Below are 19364 nucleotides of genomic sequence, written 5' to 3'. Positions count from 1 at the left end.
GGTTCAATATAAAAATTACGCATTCACGCACCACAAAAGGTTAATTTTTATGCTTTTAAGCACGCTAAATTACGAATTAAAATACACTAAATAAAAAAAGTACAAGATTAAATCTTGCACTTTTTTATTAACTAATCATTATTAAAATAACTTAAACTAAACAATTATATAATTCGAATTCATTAAAAATTTTCTTGAAAATTTAAGGATTATCTAAACCCAAAATTTATACCAACAGAAAAGGCATTAAATTCGGCCAAATGATATTCGGCATTAAATCTAAAAAAACCTAATTTCAACTTGGTTCCCAGAGTACCCCTAACACCACTAGCTTTACTTGAAACAGAAAATGGGTCCACAATTTCTTTTGTAAAAACACCATCTGAAATCTCGTAAGTTCCCAATAAATCGGATTCTGATTTTCCTTTGATATAACCAATACCTCCGTAAAAATTAATAATAGGCAATTTTGTTGATGCTATTAATTGAAGCAACCATGTATTGGTATCATTTTCTAAACGCTGATTGTCTCCATTTAAATTTGAAGAACCCGTTAAATCATAAGTACCGTCTAAATGGGTATAAGCAACCAATCCTGAAACAGCTACTGGTAATATTTTATCGGCAGGTAACCATTTAGTAAATTCTACTTGCAAGCCTGCACCGTACATGCTTATAGCGACATCATCCGTATCTATTTTAGGCACAAAACGCGCTTTAACCTCTATCCCTTTACTTAACCCTAACGCTCCTTGTATAAAGGCTGTAGGCAGCAAATTAATCTTCCCTGAACCTATACCACTTGGCAATGTAATTTGTTCGGTTTGACTTCCAAAAATAGGGTCTTCATAAGTAACCTCTACAACAACATCTAAATCGTTAGATCCTAAAGCTGTTGATACATATTGCGAACTTGGTCCTTGAACAAATTGTACATTGTTGTATAAATCTGTATTCATTAAAAATGATTTATTTTCATCTTTAACAGAAGCCGCATTTGCTATCACTGAAATTTCGAAACCACCTAATGGTTTAGCATCTGCTGTATTAAACCAGTTGGCATTCATACTATACATTAAACCATTGGTTCCTGGCGCTAAATAATCATTAGCAAAACGCTGTGCATCATCTACACCTGCAGCAAGTAAGGCATCTAAATCGCTTTGTGCTTTTGATGATATCGTTGCTATACACAACAACATAAGTAGGCAAATTTTTTTCATTCTTTTAAATTTAGGTTACACAAATATATATAAAAAACTACATAAACAAACTTTTTATCGTAAAAAATAGCATTTTAACGATGTTTTGTTTTAAAAATAAACTCTAAAGCTCACATTTGGGGTTAAGCTTAAGGAAGCATTATTTATTTGAATGGTAGCATTAGAATCGTTTGGATTTACTTTATAATAACGGTTTATTATGTTTTTAGTATTAGTAATATTAATTACACCAATCTTTAAAGAGGCATTAGTTGATTGGTAAATATTAAACTTATAACTTAAAGATGCATCCAATCGTTTAAATTCATCAAGGTTTTTGCTATTGGGTGCATCGTAGTTTACATAAGTGGTATTTCCTGACTGAACAGTTTCGTTACCTACTACGGGCGATGTATATGGGCGTCCGGAACGCCAAATACCACCAATCGATATTTTCAGATTTTCCAAAATATCATAGTTAATGCCTAGAGAAATGGAATGTCTAATATCTACATTGTTTGGAAATACCGATGGCGTGAAAGTTTCAAACTTATAGTCATTAATGGAATACGTATAACTTACCCATGTACTAAAATTATTGGTTGTTTTATTAGCTAAAAATTCCAGACCTTTCACTGTATAATCCCCAATGGCATTGATATATTGAAAGTTATTATAAAACCCTTGGTTACTTGCTGTTATACCTTCAACCGTTTTATAAAACCCAGTAACATCCATGTTTAAATTATTCTGATTGAACTCAAGCCCAAAAGACCCTTGTTTGCTTTCTGAAATCGGTATATTCCTATCGTTTGGATCAGATGAATTTTTCTCGTTGGCCAAAATCCATCGCCTGTTCTCAACGCCTAAAAAATCGTCCTGGAAATCAATTATTTGTGTTGCCGATTGGTTTTTAAATTCGCCTTCTAATTTTACGGCCAATTGATTTGATAACTTTTGCCTTAGATTCAATCGAGGCTCTATTAATAACTTTTTAAATTTCTGAAAATAATTAGCCCGGACTCCAATTCTAAAAAAAGTACCGGCTTGCTTATACTCCGCTTGGGTATATAAAGCATGATTTAACAATACATCTTTCTTTGTTTTATCGTACGAAGGTCTTGATACCGATGTATTATTCAGTATCCCTGTTTCATTAAATTGATAACCGTTTAAAAGGGTTAAAAAATCAGTTAGTTTATAATAAGTATTAAGCTTAAAACCAGTCTCCAACACTTCATTTGTCTGTGTTAATAACTGATCCGACTCAATTCTATAATCATTGGCGTCTACATTATATTTTGAATAATACGTAGTAAAATGAGATCTTAATTTAGGACTCCAATTAGCCATCCAATGACCGCCAAATCCCATGTTTTTTTGAGCTAAATTGCTTGATTTAGATGCGGTTTCATTACTGTTTGTGATACGCTCATAATAATCTAAATTATTATCGATACCAATAATATTGGCTCTAAATTTATGATGGTCGTTTAAATCAAATAACACTTTAGCTGTGTAATCATAAAATACAAAATCTGATGTTGTGGTTTGGTTTTCTATAGGCCCGTCGTTGGTTTTTATATCACTATCCTGAAAACTTCTGTCAAAATAATTATCATAAGTTGGTGTACCAAAAACATCTGTAATAGATCTTCGACCAGAAATATGAAGTTCTATTTTTTTGGTAATGGGAATTTCTAAAAAAGCATCGACACTTATTAAGTTTGCGCCTGCCCCACCGGAAAATTTACCCGTTAACTCGTTTTTAGTAAACATGTTTATAGTACTTGACACACCGTCACTAAACTCACTACTTGTACCGTTTTTAGTTACAATAACCTTATTGGTAAGATTGGGATTATAAGCCGAAATCAACCCGAAAAAATGCCCAGAATGATACATTTTAATGCCATCCCAAAGCATCAGGTTTTGGTCGTTAGTCCCACCTCTCACATTAATATTTGCAATACTCTCATCGGCACTTTCAACTCCGGGAAGCACCTGTATAGATTGCAAAATATCGGGATCTGTTAAACCTGGTAAAATCCCAAATGCTTTGGTATTTAAAACCGTACTTCCGTCCAATAACTTCTGAAAACCTGTAGTTAAGAACTTGGTTATAAGGACTTGGTTTAATTCTTCTTTATTTTCAACTAAAAGAATGTGTTTGCAATTGTTGGCTTCTGAAAAAAATTGTTTTGCATTTAATTCTTGACTTTTATACCCAAGATACGAAACAGTAATAATGGCATTTAGAGGCACTTCATCTAACTGAAAATTGCCAACTTCATTAGTAATTACGCCTTTATTAGTATTATTTACGGCTACCGAAGCTCCAAATAATGCTTCTTTTCCCTCTGAAGCAATCACAAAACCACAGATGGAAATGTTTTTTTCTATAACAGATACGGTAATATATCTATTATCTAAAGTTTTAAAATTTAATAAGGTTTTGGAATTAAGATATGCTATGGTTTCTTGCAGGTTATACTCAGGCGCTGGCTGCTCAACAAATACATGAACAACATCATCAAAAGCATACGAAAACTTGACATCAAATTTTTGCTCTATTGCCTCTATTATTTCCGTAAGCGGTTTTTTATTTGAATTATTTTGGGCAAAACAGAAATTAGCGACAAATAGAACTATATAAATAATACATTTATTATTTTTCATATTTATACACCGTAACTTGATTACCTTCTATTCTATAACTTAGTTTTAAAGGAATAGTGATTGATTGCAATGCTATATTTTTGTTTTTATGGGTAAAAGTACCTGTGAATAATTGGGAAGCATCCACTTCTTTTAAAGACACATTTAGATCATACTGTCTTTCAAATTCAGCTATTACTTGACTTAATGGGATCTTTTCAAAACTGGTCTCGGCTTGCATCCAAGATGGGGTTTCTGCGTTAAAATCATTCACTTCCTGAATACTTCCATTTAAAACCCTAAATGTTTTTCCTTTAGGAAGTTTTACCGTTTCGTTTTTAAAAGTAACACTTACCAAACCTTCATAACATTGCACTTCAAAATAATTGTCGCGCTCCTTTACATTAAACTGGGTACCTAAAACCTGAATCGTTCCTATATCGGTTGTTACGGTAAACTTTTTTCCTTTGCTTACTTTAAAAAAGGCTTCACCATCTAGCTCTAGATTTCGTTTATCTTTCCAAGTTTTTTTGTTGTACTTTAATTTTGAAGCGGCATTTAAAATGACTTCGGAATTATCGGGTAACGTTAAAGTTTCATTTTGAGCAATTTGGGTTTCAAAAGACACATTATTATTAAAAAACAGGAAGTAAGACGATGTAAGCATTACCACCAACACAGCAGCTATTCTTAAAAAAGTTTTAAAATTAAGCGGAATTATTTTAGGCTCTTTTTTAGTAAGGTTTCTTTCTTTAAAAGCTGCCAATGCTTTTTGCACATCAACTTGAGGTGCTTGCATTTGTTTGGCATAAAAAGCTATCTTCTCAAGGGTTTCAACATTTTCAGATTGTTTTAAATCTTGAATTTGCTCCTTGCTAAGCTCATTATCAAACCATTTTAATATGTTATTTTCGTTTTTCATTTCTTTACGCTTCAAATACAAGACAACTTAAACTATTTTTACCCTACCCCAATTTTAAGAAACTGTCTAAGAGACTCTAAATATTTTCAATATGTTCTCGCAATATTTTTAAAGCTCCAGACATTCTTTTTTCTACAGCCTTTTGGGAAATATCCAATAAATCGGCTATTTCCCTATATTTCTTACCTTCTATTCTATTTAATAAAAATACTTCGCGTTGCGATTCAGTTAATAACGAGATGGCATCTTGTAACTTCTTTTTAAATTCTTCTTCTTCAAAAATATATTCAGGACTTTCGTTTGTTTTATCTAAATAAGGTGCTGCTTTGGCATATTCCAAAACGACCTTATTATGTTTAACCATGTTTAAAAACAAATTATTAATAGTAGTAAATAAATAGGTTTTAGCTTTTGTGAAATCTATTTTGGAACAATTTTCCCAAATTTTAGAAAAGGCATCCTGCACAAAATCCAAAGCGCCATCTTTATCTCCACATTTATAATAGGCAAAATTACTTGCCGATTGTACATGTTCTAAATAAAAAGCATTAAAATAAGTTTCTTCACAAAGTTTATTTGCATCCATTTATATAGGTTCTTGAGGCTTTAAAAATAAAAATTTCTACAAAAGTAGGGTAAAAATATTTTAAGTTGTCTTAATGGTGTAAGATAACACAAACAATTATGAAGCAAGATTGCATTTATAAAATAATGAAAACCACCTTAATCATAATTCTAACTTTATCTATTTTAGCAGTAATACTTCTAAATTTAAAAATGACTTTTAAAATAAGGTAGGGTAAAATAAAAGGTAGTTGTCTTACTAAAACAAAGGCGAAAAGATCGCTATGAAAAAGAAAACGAACGCATTTAAACTTTTTTGATTGAAGTGAAAATTAGTCATTTTTTGTCCAATCGAAGTTTTTTTCAGAGTTACATAGCAGGGCTATGGAAGGAAAAAAAACAAAGAGTGGCGTAAAAGGGCCATTTTTTAACCAATTGAAAAAAGTTTAAATAAGTTCAATATCATAACCCAAAAAAATTATTATCATGAAAAATTTAAGATTTATTACAAGTTTAGCCTTAACAGCCTTATTAACTTTTACATCGTGTCAAGATGAAATTGATAATGAGAACGGGCAAAACCCAAACACCAATAATTCAAATTCTGAAACTGCGAGTAACCTAGAGCGTAGCTCTATGTATGACGGAAGTTTTGACGACTTTTTAGATGACGCTTCTTGTTCATCTATACTATTACCTGTTGTTGCAACAGTAAATGGCATCCAAGTGAGCATTATAAGTCAGTCTGATTATGAAACTGTTTTAAACATTTTAGGCCAGTTTACTAACGATAATGATACTGTAACACTGGAGTTCCCTTTTAGTGTCCGATTAAGTAATTATACCGAAGTGGTTGTTACAAATCAAGGAGAATACGATGCTATTATTGATGCCTGTGAAGCTGCTGAAGCTGCTGGAGAAGATGCCATTTCTTGTTTAGACGTTAATTTCCCCATAACAATTTTAACCTATAGTCTAAGTTTGGAGCAAACCGGAAGTGTGGTTATTGAAACCGAACAACAATTATATGCGTATATGAATGATATGGACAACACCGAATTATTTGCAATAAACTATCCTATTACCGCTACATTATCAGATAGCACAACGGTAACACTTACTAGCGATTTAGATTTACAAGCTAGCATTGAAGATTGTTTAGGTATTGAAGATGCCGAAGATGAAGCAGAAGACCAAGCAAATAACTTGGAAACTATTTTAGTTGAAGGAAGCTTTAAAATACAATCATTTGTAAATGCAGGCATCGACAAAACTTCCGACTATGCCAATTACGCTATAGATTTCGCAAACGACTTATCGTGTGTAGCAGAAGACAAAGTAAATGCACTGGCAGACAATGTAGAAGGCACCTATGAAGTAGCTTCTGAAACTGAAGTGTATTTAGACCTAACTTTTACAGGTAACGCCACATTTAGTTTATTAAATAACACATGGGAAGTAACCAGTTTTAGCAATACATCCATTTCATTAAAAAGCACGACAAATGCTGCAGTAACATTAGTTTTGTCCCAAATTTAGTACCTATTTGATTTTTGGTTGGTTGCCATAGTATTTATGGCGAAGCAGCTGTCGGGAAACTGACAGCTGCTTATTTTAAAAAGAGAAAAAGAGAAAAAAGAAAAAAGAGAAGAGAGAAAGAGAAGTAAGACAACAAACTTTGAAACTCTGAAACTTTGAAACTCTGAAGCTTTGAAACTTTGCAACTTTGCAACTTTGCAACTTTGCAACTTAAAAAAAACAAATGAAAAAAATAATAACATTACTATTGGTTTTTGGCTTTTTGGTTTCTTGTTCAAAAGAAGATGCTACTGATAACGAAAACGCAACCAACACTAAATTAGCTAATCAAAAAAATACGGGAAGTTCTTCAAACGATTTACTATCAGATACTACTTTTAAAAGTATGGTTATTGAATTGGTTTATGTTGAAGGTTTTGAACCCACCCAAAGCAGCATCAATAACTTTGTTAGTTTTTTAGAAGCAAGAACGTTTAAACCTCATGGCATTACTGTTGAAAAAAGAGCCATTGCCTCCCCTGGAAATGCTCCTTACACAAATCAAGAAATCATTACCATAGAAGATGCCAACCGTACTAAGTACAATACAAACGATCAAATAGCCGTTTGGGCTTTTTTTGCGGATGGTGAATCTGCAAGCAATACCGACTCGGGCGTGGTTTTAGGAACAGCCTATAGAAACACATCGTTTGTAATTTATGAAGAAACCATTCAGGATTTAAGTAATAGCCCATTTGAGCCCAACCGAACTATTTTAGAAACAACTGTAATTTCTCATGAATTTGGTCATATTTTAGGTCTCACTAATTTAGGAGCAAACATGGTAGAAAATCATGAAGACACCGAACACACCAAGCATTGTAACGTTGAAAGTTGTTTAATGCATTGGTCTGTCGAAAGCGGCGCTGGTTTAAATAATTTAATTGGTGCAAATTCCGCACCAGAGTTAGATGCCCAATGTATTGCCGATTTACAGGCGAATGGCGGTAAATAAAACAAATAGACAAGAGACGAGAGACGAGAGACAAGACAAGAAGAACTTTGGCACTTTGCAGCTTTTTAACTTAAAAACTTTGCGTCTTAGCGGCTTTGCGAGACAAATTAGCGAGACAAAAGACAAAGAGATAAGACTTTGAAACTCCATAACCATATAACCCCATAACCTCATAATCTCATCACCTCATAATCTCATAACCTCATAACCTCATAACCTCATAACCTTACAACTCAAAAAAAGCAAACACATGAAAACAATTTTTAAAATAGTATGTATCCTTACAATAGCATTAACATCAAATGCACAAACACAAAAATCCAATGCAGGACTTAAAGGTGGTTATAATTTAGCTGCGGTAAGTTTTGATGGTGATACCGAAACCGGACAAAGACACTCATTCCATATTGGTTTTTATGGTGAATCATTTTTATCAGAAAGCGTGGCATTACAAGTAGAGTTACAATATTCACAACAGGGTTATGAATTAAAGGATAATGGGGGCACTTTTACCCAAAAATTAGATTACATAAACATGCCCTTAATGCTAAAGCTTTATCCAGACAAAGCATTCTTTTTAGAAGTGGGCCCTCAAGTAGGCTTAGCAGTCTCTCACAAAGAAGAATTTGATAGCAGTTTTGGATTATTTGATACCTCTCAAGAATTTGACCCACAAAATTTTGATTGGGGTATGAACTTTGGTGCTGGCTTTAAAACGGAGTCTGGTGTGTCTTTAGGTATTAGATATCATTTAGGATTAGGGAGTGTTTACGATGAAGGCAATCCTAAAAACCGTGTTTGGCAATTCTCTATTGGGTTCGATTTTTAATCAATAGATAGATATAAAAAAATGCCGTTTCAATTGAAGCGGCATTTTTTATATAATTTTTATATAATTTAGAATTTTATTTAAGCATCAATTTTAGCATAAACAGCATTCTTTTCAATGAAATCCCTACGAGGTGGCACTTCATCACCCATAAGCATCGAGAAGATTCTATCGGCCTCCGTACCATTATCTATTTGAACTAAACGCATGGTTCTAAACTCAGGATTCATAGTGGTATCCCAAAGTTGCTCTGCATTCATTTCTCCCAGACCTTTATAACGTTGGATGCTTACACTACCTCCAAGCTCTTCAGCTATGGTGTCGCGTTCTTTATCGCTCCAAGCATATGCTTTTTTATTTCCTTTTTTAACTAAATATAAAGGAGGGGTTGCAATATAAATATGACCGTTCTCTATTAATTCTTTCATATATCTAAAGAAGAATGTTAATATTAAAGTCGCAATATGGCTACCATCAATATCAGCATCACACATAATAACAACTTTATGGTAACGCAATTTAGAAAGGTTAAGTGCTTTACTATCTTCTTCCGTTCCAATGGTTACACCTAAAGCTGTAAAAATATTTTTAATCTCTTCGTTTTCAAACACTTTGTGAACCATGGCTTTTTCAACATTCAAGATTTTTCCACGAAGCGGAAGAATTGCTTGAAATGCTCTATCACGACCTTGTTTTGCAGTTCCGCCTGCCGAATCTCCCTCTACAAGAAATACTTCACATTTTGAAGGATCTTGTTCCGAACAGTCACTTAATTTACCAGGCAAACCACCAATACTCATAACGGTTTTACGCTGAACCATTTCACGTGCTTTTTGAGCTGCATGACGCGCTTGTGCCGCCAATATAACTTTTTGCACAATGATTTTAGCATCGTCTGGATGTTCTTCCAAATAATCGGTCAGCATTTCAGAAACGGCCTGACTTACCGAAGCAGACACTTCTCGGTTTCCTAATTTGGTTTTGGTTTGTCCTTCAAATTGTGGTTCTGCAACTTTCACCGAAATGATGGCAGTCAAACCTTCACGGAAATCATCACCCGCAATTTCGAACTTTAAATTTTTAAGTAAGCCAGATTCGTCTGCATACTTCTTTAAAGTCATCGTCAACCCACGACGGAAACCAGACAAATGAGTCCCGCCTTCATGTGTATTAATATTGTTTACATATGAGTGCAAGTTTTCGGCATACGAGGTATTATAAACCATAGCAACTTCAACAGGAACCCCATTTTTCTCACCTTCAAACGCAATAACATCTTTCATTAAAGGCTCTCTATTGCCATCTAAAAACTTGATAAACTCTTTTAAACCTTCTTCAGAATGAAATGTCTCTCCTTCAAAAGAACCATCTTCTTTAGTCGCTCTTTTATCAACTAAATGAATAGTTATTCCTTTATTTAAATAAGCCAACTCACGCATTCTACTCGCTAAAGTATCATAACTATACTCTAGGGTTTGTGTAAAAATAGTTCCGTCAGGTTTAAAAGTAACGGTCGTACCTCTTTTATCGGATTCACCAATTTGTTTAACAGGATACATGGCTTTACCACGCTCGTACTCTTGCTCGTAAATTTTGCCATCTCGGTAAACTGTAGCACGCAAATGTTCAGACAAAGCATTCACACAACTCACCCCTACACCATGCAAACCACCAGATACTTTATAGGAATCTTTATCAAACTTACCACCTGCTCCAATTTTAGTCATAACAACCTCTAGAGCCGAAACACCTTCTTTTTTATGTAAATCTACGGGAATACCACGACCATCGTCTTCGGTGGTTATCGAATTATCTTCATTAATTATTACCGTAATATTATTACAATGCCCAGCGAGTGCCTCATCAATCGAATTATCAACAACCTCATAAACTAAATGGTGCAATCCCCTTGTACCAACATCTCCAATGTACATAGACGGACGCATACGTACGTGCTCCATGCCCTCCAACGCCTGAATACTATCTGCTGAATAATTGTGCTTATTAAATTCTTCCTTCATTTATTGTTATCTTTTTAATTAAAATTCATAAAAAAAATGACACTTGCGCATCATTTCAGGATACTTACAAATATACAAAACCATAGCGCTTTTTTAAAGTTTTTTATCGATTATAAATCAAAATTATCAACATTTGTTAATTACTTAAAAGTGTCTTAAATTGCCTAAAAAGTGCCTTAAAATTGATTTTAGCTAATTTCATCCTCTTCAAATAAACCGCAAAACCAAAAACGGCTTAAAACCTAAATTTTGATATGTTTTTTAACTTTATTTCACCTCACCCAGAACTGTCTTTTGATCCGTTTTGACCTCTTCTCAAGGAGAAGTCAAAGCGGGAACGAACACAGCGAACTGGTGATAGCAAACCACAGGGCAATTCCCGAGGAATTCTTTAAATTAAAAAGTGTTTTTTATTGCCACTTTAATAATTTCCCAACAAAATTTGAACTGAGAGACTTGCTTAAGTTTTATCCTTTTGCTCTTTTATGTGCCTTTTTCCGCCATACATCAGATATATTAAGGAACTTTCAATTTATTCTCGTTTTTTTTACTAATTTGACAATATAGAATAGGATATAAGAAAAAATAGTGCTTGATATATTATTTCTGTATATATTTGGTGCGTAAAAAACCATATAATGACAACTAATAACAATAATAATTTCAATAATCCTAATTTTTAGGGTCGGAAGGTTATTGTTTAAAAATATATAAAGCCTTCCCAATACGGAAGGCTTTTTTTAATCTAAAAAATGTAAGACATGAGTAAAATTATGACAGTCGATATATTGTCAAGTATTAAAGGAGCACAGCCCAGCGAGGCGGTGAACAAATTATTTGATGTGATTAAAAATGCACAACCCACAAATAATAACTCTTTTAATAATAATCATAATAATGCCGTGTCGTTAAGCGATTTAAGAGACGATGTCGTGATTGAAAGTTCTGCCATTGAGAAACAAATCATTATCGAAAACTTCCCCAAAAAAAAGAATGGCTATTTGGTGGTTTCTAAAGTTATAGAAGAATAAATTATGGACTCTCAAATAAAACAACTTCATCAGCAATTGATGAACAAAGAAATTTCCTGTACAGCATTGATTCAAGGGAAATTAGATTTACTAAAGGCCAACACCAATAACACCGTTAACACTTTGCTAGATTCTTTAGCTTTAGAATTAGCTGCAAAAGTAGATGCCAAAATAGCAAAAGGAGAACCTATTGGTCTATTGGAAGGCATTCCTTTTGGGATTAAAGACGTATATATGCTGCAAGGCACTTACGCAACGGCGAGCTCTCAGTTATTAAAAAATTACAAGTCGGCTTACACCGCAACAGCCATTCAAAAATTATTGGATGCTGGTGCGATTCCTATCGTCAAAGAGAATTGCGATAGCTTTGGTCATGGATCTTCAAGTGAAAACACCATTTTCGGCGCTGTAAAAAACGCTATCAACCCCAATTTGGTAGGTGGTGGTTCCAGTGGTGGATCCGCAGTGAATGTTGCTAAAGATTATACCGTATTTTCCATTGGTGGCGATACAGGAGGTTCGGTACGTCAACCTGCTGGCTACAATCATGTATATGGCCTAAAACCGACTTACGGGCGTATTTCGCGTTACGGCTTGATGGCGTATGCATCATCAACAGATTGTGTGGGTCCTATCGCCAAATCGGTTGAGGATATTCGTATCGTATTGAACGTGATGAGTGGCAAAGACACTAAAGACCAAACCACTTACGCTTCCTCGGAAATTTCAAAAGAAACCATTTTAAATGCTGAAGGCATTAAAACCGTTGGATACTTCAAAAACTTTATTGAGAATGAAGCGATTGATCCTAAAATTAAAGCTGATTTTTTAGATGCTATAGAAAAAATAAAAGCCAAAGGTATTGCTGTTAAGGAACTTGATTTCTTTAAATCCGATATTCTGGTTTCTACTTATTACACCTTGGCAATGGCTGAAACGGCTTCTAACTTATCCCGATTGGATGGTAGCAATTACGGCCATCGGATTGAGGATAAAAACCTAAAGGAATCGTATGCCATTACACGTTCAGAAAACTTTTCAGAAGAAACAAAACGCCGAATTGTTGGTGGCAACCAAGTATTGTCTCAAGGGTTTTCAGATGAAATTTATTTAAAAGGATTGGCTTTACGCGATGCTATTTCTGAAAATTTTGAAAACGATTTTAAGGAAGTCGATATCATCATATCGCCTGTAACACCAAGCACACCACCAAAAATTGGTGATAGTTTAAAAGATCCGCTTGCCATGTATTTAAGCGATGCTTATACCGTTGGTTTTAGCCTTGGGCAATTGCCAACCTTAACTGTACCTCAAGGCACGGAAACCGGCTTGCAAATAACGGCAGCAAAAAATAATGACGAACTTGTTTTGAAGTTTGCTAACTTCTTAAAAGACACGATATAATGGAATTGGAGCAATTAGACGCGGCATTAAAAGCCCACGAGTTAGAATTAGTTATCGGACTGGAAACACACGTTCGACTAAATACAAAAACCAAGCTGTTCTGTTCTTGTCCAAATCAAGAAATAGACATACCCAATCAAAACATCTGTTCTGTTTGTACGGGGCAAATGGGTGTTTTGCCTGCCATCAATAAAGAAGCGATTACCAAAGCTATTTATTTTGGAAAGGCAGTAAAATCATCTTTTGAAAACGAAGTGATTTCTTGGGATAGAAAGCATTATGAATATCCGGATAACCCAAAGAATATTCAAATCACCCAGTTTCATAACCCGATTATTCCTGACGGACAAGTATCCTGTTTTAGAAATGATGGCAGCCAATTTACGGTCAATTTAACCCAAGTTCATATTGAGGAAGATGCCGCTAAATTGATGCACGAAAAAACTGTTTCGTTAGTCGATTTCAACAAAGCGGGTGTGCCTCTAATTGAAATTGTGACCGAACCTTGTATTCGTCATATTGAGGACGCTTCCATTTATGCTCAATACATTCAACGTATTGTTCAGAATTTAAAAATAAGTGAAGCGAATCTTGAAAAAGGTGAGTTTAAATCGGATGTTTCGGTATCCCTTCGTAAAAAACACAGTTATACTTTAAACCCACGTACCGAAATCAAAAACTTAAATTCGTTTAAGTTTATGGTCGATGCTTTAAAGGAGGAAGTAGAAAAACAATTCAACTACTATATTGAGCATAAAGAATTCAGACCCGACCAAACCACGGTTTTATGGGATGCCGATTTAAAGCAAACCAAAACCATGCGTAAAAAGGAATTTGAAGCTGATTACCGTTTCATTTCGGAGCCTGATTTACCTTTTGTAAATATTAAAGATGCTGTTGAAGCAGTTCACGTTGATACCAAAACGCTTCCTTTTGCCGTAGAATCCATTTTAATAAATGGCGGCGTATTACCACAGGACGCTAAATTCTTTACTGCCGATTCGTTACGTTCGGAAACCTTCGTGGCTATTAACAATGAGTTGAATGACGCCTCGTTTGTTGCCAAAACCTTGTCAAACAACATAAAGCCTGAAGCGTATTCACAAATTGAAAACATTCAAGATTTTATTGCTGTTTTCAAATTATTTAAAGAGGAAAAAATAACAGTGGTATTGGTTCAAAATGCCATTAAATCGTTGTTGGCTGATGCTCATTTTGATTATAAAACCTATTTCGAAGACAACAGTATTTCCGAAGAAAAAATCCAGGATGCCATTGCTAAAGTCATTTCAGAAAATGAAGCCATAGCCAATGACATTAAAGCCGGAAACCAAGGGAAATCGGGTATTTTAGTTGGAAAAATCATAGCTATTATTGGAAAAGGAGCTTCTGGGAAAGTGATTCGTGAAGGAATTTTGAAAGCGCTTGCTGGAGAAGACAGAAGACCGATGACCGAAGACGGAAGTACAACTCAACAACAAACAACTCCACAACAAACAACAACCAACCAACAACCATCAACCAAAGAAGAAATTCTACCTCAAATTCCTATTGTTATAAAAGAGGAATACAGAACACATGTAATCACCGCTATTTCTGAAACTAATATTTCCGAAAAAGTAACCTTTGCAGGTTGGGTTTCCAGTGTTCGCGATCATGGTGAATTGATATTTATCGATTTACGCGATTCAAGTACCGAAGTTTTCCAAGTGCGTTTAAGCAGGGAATCGTTCCCTAATTTAGATGAACTGGTGAAGTTAAAACCAGAATCGGTTATTACTGTTACCGGAACCATTGTACAACGTAAGGAAGATGATTACAATGTTGCTTTAAGAACGGGAACCATAGAAATGGAAGCTTACGAACTCGATATTTTAAATCTATCGAGAACACTTCCTTTTGAAATAAAACGTGCGACAAAAACCAATGAAAATATTCGTTTTCAATATAAGTTTTTAGACCACAGAAATGATGATGTGCGTCGCGTTATTGTCAACCGTCATAAGGTTATAAAATTACTGCGTGATATTTTAGATGAGGAGCATTTCTTGGAAATTGAAACACCCATATTAAGCGCAGGAACCGATGAAGGGGCTCGCGAATTCATTGTACCAACACGTAAACAATCCGGGGCATTTTACACCTTGCCACAAGCACCTCAACAGTTTAAACAAATGTTGATGGTGAGCGGTTACGAAAAGTATTTCCAGATTGCACGCTGTTTTAGGGACGAAGATTCCCGTGGCGACCGCCAACCGGAATTCACCCAACTGGATATGGAATTGGCGTATGCCAGCATGCAGCAAATCATCGATTTAAACACCAAAATGTTTAATGAAGTGGTGACAAAAATATACGGTAACAAATGGATTTTACGTCCGTTTGAAGTGATTACCTATCAAGATGCCATGGATTTTTATGGCTGCGACAGACCCGATTTGCGTTTTGGCCTAAAACTTCAAAACATTACAGACATTGTAAAAGATACGACCTTCCAAGTATTCAGCAAACCTATTGAAGAAGGCGGTATTGTAAAATGTATCAAAGTCTCTGCTGAAGAACAAGGCAACAAACGTTTATCGAAAGGGCAAATTGAAAAGTTAACAGGTATTGCACAACAGCACGGCTTGGGTGGTTTGGCCTATATTATTGTTAATGAAACCGATTTACAATCGCCTATTATTAAGTTTTTGGGTGAAGATATTGCAGCAGGCATTATAAAAGCAACCAATGCTCAGGTTGGCGATATTGTGTTTTTCTCGGCTGCCGATTATGCCACAGCAAATAAAGCTCTGGATGCGGTTCGTCAGGAACTTGGCAAGATGTTGCATTTAATTAATGCGAAAGAATTGCGTCCGGCGTGGGTGATTGATTTCCCTATGTTTGAAAAAACAGATGAAGGCCGTTGGACCTTTACCCACAATCCATTCTCGATGCCAGCGGTTTATGATATCGATAAGCACATGAATGGCAAAGAGGAAGAAATAGGAAGCATCATTGCCCAACAATACGATTTGATATTGAATGGTTACGAAATTGGTGGCGGCTCGGTACGTGCCCACAAACCCGAAATTTTGGAAGCTACTTATAAAAACATGGGCTATAGCAAAGAGGAGATGCTAAAAAGCGTTGGCACTATGTATAAAGCCTTCCATTACGGGGCACCTCCACACGGCGGTATTGCTTGGGGTGTTGACCGTTTGATGATGATTTTAGAGAAAAAAGCATCGATTCGTGAAGTCATGGCATTCCCAAAAACAGGCACCAGTGAGGATTTATTATTTGGTGCGCCTTCTATACTATCTGATAAAAAGATTGAGGAAATGAATGTTAGGGTTATTAAGAAATGAGATAAAAGACGATAGATAATAGACTAGAGACTAGAGACTAGAGAAAAATAGATTTATAAAATCCCGATAGGTTGCTGTCGGGATTTTTTATTTTCGTAGGAAATATTGATTATATTTACTGGCAGCAGCAACAAAAAGTAACTATATCTTGATTGGCATTAGGGTAATAGACGTACTATATTACGAGTTGTGTGTAAGCTAGAAAACAAGTCTGCAAATGATTTTCAGAAAAGGAAGTATAAACGATTTAGAACAACTTAAAGAGTTGGGGTTAAAATCTTGGATACAATTCAAAGATGAGTTAACCAATGATAATTGGAATAAATTACATAAAACTCTTGATGACCATAAGACTTACTCTGAATTACTTAAAAAATCGGAATGTCTAATTTGTGAAAATAACACCAAAAACATAATTGGTATGGCTTTTCTAATCCCTAAAGGAAACCCGACCGAAATATATGATGAGAAATGGTGTTATTTAAGATTTGTTTCTGTCGACCCAAAATACAGAGGCAATAGAATTGGAGAAAAACTGACCAAAATGTGTATTGAATTGGCTTTAGAAAATAATGAACAAACTATAGCACTTCATACTTCTGAAATAATGAAAAGTGCTAGATATATTTATGAAAAAATTGGATTTAAAATCTTTGAAGAGTTAGAGCCAAGACTTGGAGTTAAATATTGGTTATATACACTAGAACTGAATGAAATAAAAGCTTAGACACAAGCCGTGTATAAAAAATTGCTATTTTTAGCTAAGCCAAAGTTAGTTGCTCCGTTTGCTAGCTTCTAATTTTCTTGTCCCTAAACACAGAACTTTCCAAGACACACAAAACCATCACAAGTAGAAACATTCCAAATTCCAGCAACAAAAAAAATTCAAAAATTATTTATGCAATCAAATAACTGCATTTATATTTGCAGTCAAATAACTGCGTAATGAAACTAAGAAGAGACGTATTTCAAGCCATAGCTGACCCAACCCGAAGAACAATCATTTCTTTAGTTGCGCTTCAAGCATTGACACCAACTGCAATTGCTGAAAATTTCGACTATTCAAGACAAACGATTTCCAAGCATATACAAATCCTCACGGAATGCGAAATACTCGAACAGGAACAAAGAGGTCGGGAGATTTATTGTCAGCTAAACCCCCAAGGAATGAAAGAAATAGCTGAATTCATTGAACCCTTTAGAAACATGTGGGATGACCGATTTAATAAATTGGAAACATTAATGAAATCGAAGATTCACGAGCACAAAAAGAAATAATTAGGAGTGAGCAAAAACATCAATCAAAAAATAAATCACCATGGAGAAAAAAACAAAAATCAATGCCATAGAAGGCAAACAAGAGTTAGTAATAACAAGGGCATTTGAATTACCCGTAGAATTACTTTTTAAAGCATATACCGAACCTGAACTTGTAGAACAATGGATGGGCACAAAAGTGATAAAACTTGAAAATAGAAATCATGGTGGTTATCAGTTTGAAACTTCATACAACGGCAATGTCGTATTTAAGGCAAACGGAACAATTCACGAAATTTTACCCAATAAAAAAATCATCCGAACCTTTGAAATGGAAAATATGCCTAGTGGTGTGCAGCTTGAATTCTTGGAATTTGAAAAACTCACTGACGAAACCAGTAAACTGACCATACAAATAATTTACAGGTCTGAGAAACACCGAGCAGAACAGTTAAAACTACCTTTTGCTAGTGGTTTAAATATGGCACACGATAGATTACAGGACATTTTAAACCATTCAAAATAACACATTATGACAACAAAGAGAAATAAAATCATTTATTGGATAGTTACTGGCTTCCTTTCAATTGGAATGTTAGCAGGCGGTGTACAGCAAATGCTTCAAATTGGTGGATACAATGAAATCATCAAACAATTAGGCTATCCACAATACCTCTTAAGTATTCTCGGTGTTTGGAAAATATTGGGTGTCATTGCTATTCTTATTCCCAAATCCCCCCTATTAAAAGAATGGGCATATGCTGGATTTTTCTTTGTAATGTCTGGAGCATCCATTTCCCATTTAGCAGTCGGTCAACCATTAACAGAGGCAATACCATCATTAATATTATTGCTTGTAACTATTTTATCTTGGTATTTCAGGCCAGAAAGCAGAAAAATCACTTCATTAACAAAATAAATTTGAAAATGGAAAAAGTTGAAAAATACATAGAAAAAATAGAGCGGTGGAAAGAAGAAACGAAACTTTTAAGAAAAATCTGTTTGGATTGTGGACTTGATGAAGACTATAAGTGGATGCACCCTTGCTATACATTCCAAGGAAATAATATCGTCTTAATTCATGGCTTTAAAGAATATTGTGCTCTTCTTTTTCATAAAGGTGCTTTATTGCAGGATACCAACAACATTCTAATTCAACAAACGGAAAATGTGCAATCGGCTCGCCAAATCCGATTTACCAAAGTTCAAGAAATCATTAATTTAAAATCCGTTATCAAAGCCTATCTTTTTGAAGCGATTGAGGTTGAAAAAGCAGGTTTGAAAGTGAAAATGAAAAAGACTTCCGAGTTTACAATGCCCGATGAATTTAAAAAAACCTTAGAGGACAATCCCGATTTAAAATCCGCTTTTAAGGCATTAACACCAGGTAGGCAAAGAGGTTATTTACTATATTTTTCACAAGCCAAGCAATCGAAAACCCGTGAATCGAGAATTGAAAAATCAATCCCTAAAATATTCGAAGGAAAAGGGTCGAATGATTGACAAAAAGCAGATTGGGAATAAATATTACCGCCAACAAGACGCATATAAAAAATTACTGGTTTTTACTAAGCCAATCTGAGTTGCATACAT

Annotated in this window: 16 protein-coding genes; 11 read left to right on the top strand and 5 right to left on the bottom strand. The window is 34.7% G+C overall.

The features are described 5' to 3' along the window. Window positions 1-209: 209 nt before the first annotated feature. The 4 genes from ACGLWY_RS15260 to ACGLWY_RS15245 all read right to left on the bottom strand — a co-directional run bounded on the left by ACGLWY_RS15260 (window position 210) and on the right by ACGLWY_RS15245 (window position 5368). Complete coding sequence (locus ACGLWY_RS15260) at window positions 210-1223, bottom strand: DUF6588 family protein (RefSeq protein ID WP_396620538.1); 1014 nt, start codon at window positions 1221-1223, stop codon at window positions 210-212. Between the two features lie 90 nt (window positions 1224-1313). Further along, entirely contained in the window at window positions 1314-3881 is a 2568-nt protein-coding gene (locus tag ACGLWY_RS15255) for a carboxypeptidase-like regulatory domain-containing protein (protein WP_396620537.1), read from the bottom strand. Further along, entirely contained in the window at window positions 3871-4782 is a 912-nt protein-coding gene (locus ACGLWY_RS15250; protein ID WP_396620536.1) for a FecR family protein, read from the bottom strand. Before ACGLWY_RS15250 ends, ACGLWY_RS15255 begins: the two co-directional genes overlap by 11 nt. 76 nt (window positions 4783-4858) lie before the next feature. Continuing rightward, complete coding sequence (locus ACGLWY_RS15245) at window positions 4859-5368, bottom strand: RNA polymerase sigma factor (protein ID WP_396620535.1); 510 nt, start codon at window positions 5366-5368, stop codon at window positions 4859-4861. A 464-nt stretch (window positions 5369-5832) separates the two neighbouring features. Here ACGLWY_RS15245 and ACGLWY_RS15240 point away from each other — a divergent pair, with 464 nt between their 5' ends. From ACGLWY_RS15240 to ACGLWY_RS15230, 3 genes are all read left to right on the top strand, one after another. Next, on the top strand, window positions 5833-6885 hold the full coding sequence (locus ACGLWY_RS15240) for a hypothetical protein (protein ID WP_396620534.1): 1053 nt from the start codon (window positions 5833-5835) through the stop codon (window positions 6883-6885). Between the two features lie 223 nt (window positions 6886-7108). Next, window positions 7109-7879: a membrane metalloprotease gene (locus tag ACGLWY_RS15235; protein ID WP_396620533.1), complete on the top strand. Its 771-nt coding sequence runs from the start codon at window positions 7109-7111 to the stop codon at window positions 7877-7879. A 250-nt stretch (window positions 7880-8129) separates the two neighbouring features. Further along, a complete protein-coding gene (locus ACGLWY_RS15230) occupies window positions 8130-8708 on the top strand; it encodes a porin family protein (RefSeq protein WP_396620532.1) in 579 nt (192 codons plus the stop codon). 80 nt (window positions 8709-8788) lie between these two features. Here ACGLWY_RS15230 and gyrB read toward each other — a convergent pair whose 3' ends face one another. Next, window positions 8789-10729: a DNA topoisomerase (ATP-hydrolyzing) subunit B gene (gene gyrB, locus ACGLWY_RS15225; RefSeq protein ID WP_396620531.1), complete on the bottom strand. Its 1941-nt coding sequence runs from the start codon at window positions 10727-10729 to the stop codon at window positions 8789-8791. Between the two features lie 761 nt (window positions 10730-11490). Here gyrB and ACGLWY_RS15220 point away from each other — a divergent pair. From ACGLWY_RS15220 to ACGLWY_RS15185, 8 genes are all read left to right on the top strand, one after another. Continuing rightward, window positions 11491-11760 carry a hypothetical protein gene (locus ACGLWY_RS15220; protein ID WP_396620530.1) on the top strand — a complete coding sequence of 90 codons (270 nt, stop codon included), beginning with the start codon at window positions 11491-11493 and terminating at the stop codon, window positions 11758-11760. A gap of 3 nt (window positions 11761-11763) precedes the next feature. Further along, window positions 11764-13164, top strand: coding sequence for an amidase family protein (locus tag ACGLWY_RS15215; protein WP_396620529.1), 1401 nt, complete (start codon window positions 11764-11766; stop codon window positions 13162-13164). Beyond that, entirely contained in the window at window positions 13164-16514 is a 3351-nt protein-coding gene (gene gatB/aspS / locus ACGLWY_RS15210; RefSeq protein WP_396620528.1) for a bifunctional amidotransferase subunit GatB/aspartate--tRNA ligase AspS, read from the top strand. Before ACGLWY_RS15215 ends, gatB/aspS begins: the two co-directional genes overlap by 1 nt. Before the next feature lie 217 nt (window positions 16515-16731). Then, on the top strand, window positions 16732-17241 hold the full coding sequence (locus ACGLWY_RS15205) for a GNAT family N-acetyltransferase (RefSeq protein WP_396620527.1): 510 nt from the start codon (window positions 16732-16734) through the stop codon (window positions 17239-17241). A gap of 218 nt (window positions 17242-17459) precedes the next feature. Beyond that, on the top strand, window positions 17460-17792 hold the full coding sequence (locus ACGLWY_RS15200) for an ArsR/SmtB family transcription factor (protein WP_396620526.1): 333 nt from the start codon (window positions 17460-17462) through the stop codon (window positions 17790-17792). A 40-nt stretch (window positions 17793-17832) separates the two neighbouring features. Continuing rightward, window positions 17833-18297 carry an SRPBCC domain-containing protein gene (locus ACGLWY_RS15195; protein WP_396620525.1) on the top strand — a complete coding sequence of 155 codons (465 nt, stop codon included), beginning with the start codon at window positions 17833-17835 and terminating at the stop codon, window positions 18295-18297. A gap of 6 nt (window positions 18298-18303) precedes the next feature. Next, complete coding sequence (locus tag ACGLWY_RS15190) at window positions 18304-18690, top strand: DoxX family protein (protein ID WP_396620524.1); 387 nt, start codon at window positions 18304-18306, stop codon at window positions 18688-18690. Window positions 18691-18698: 8 nt separating this feature from the next. Continuing rightward, window positions 18699-19274, top strand: a complete 576-nt coding sequence (locus ACGLWY_RS15185; RefSeq protein WP_396620523.1) for a YdeI family protein — start codon at window positions 18699-18701, stop codon at window positions 19272-19274. Window positions 19275-19364 lie beyond the last annotated feature (90 nt).

It is taken from the genome of Mariniflexile sp. HMF6888, assembly GCF_044335535.1.
In the GTDB taxonomy this organism is placed as follows: domain Bacteria; phylum Bacteroidota; class Bacteroidia; order Flavobacteriales; family Flavobacteriaceae; genus Mariniflexile.
Note: the sequence above shows the minus strand (reverse complement) of the source record. Positions and strands in the feature narration are given on the sequence as shown.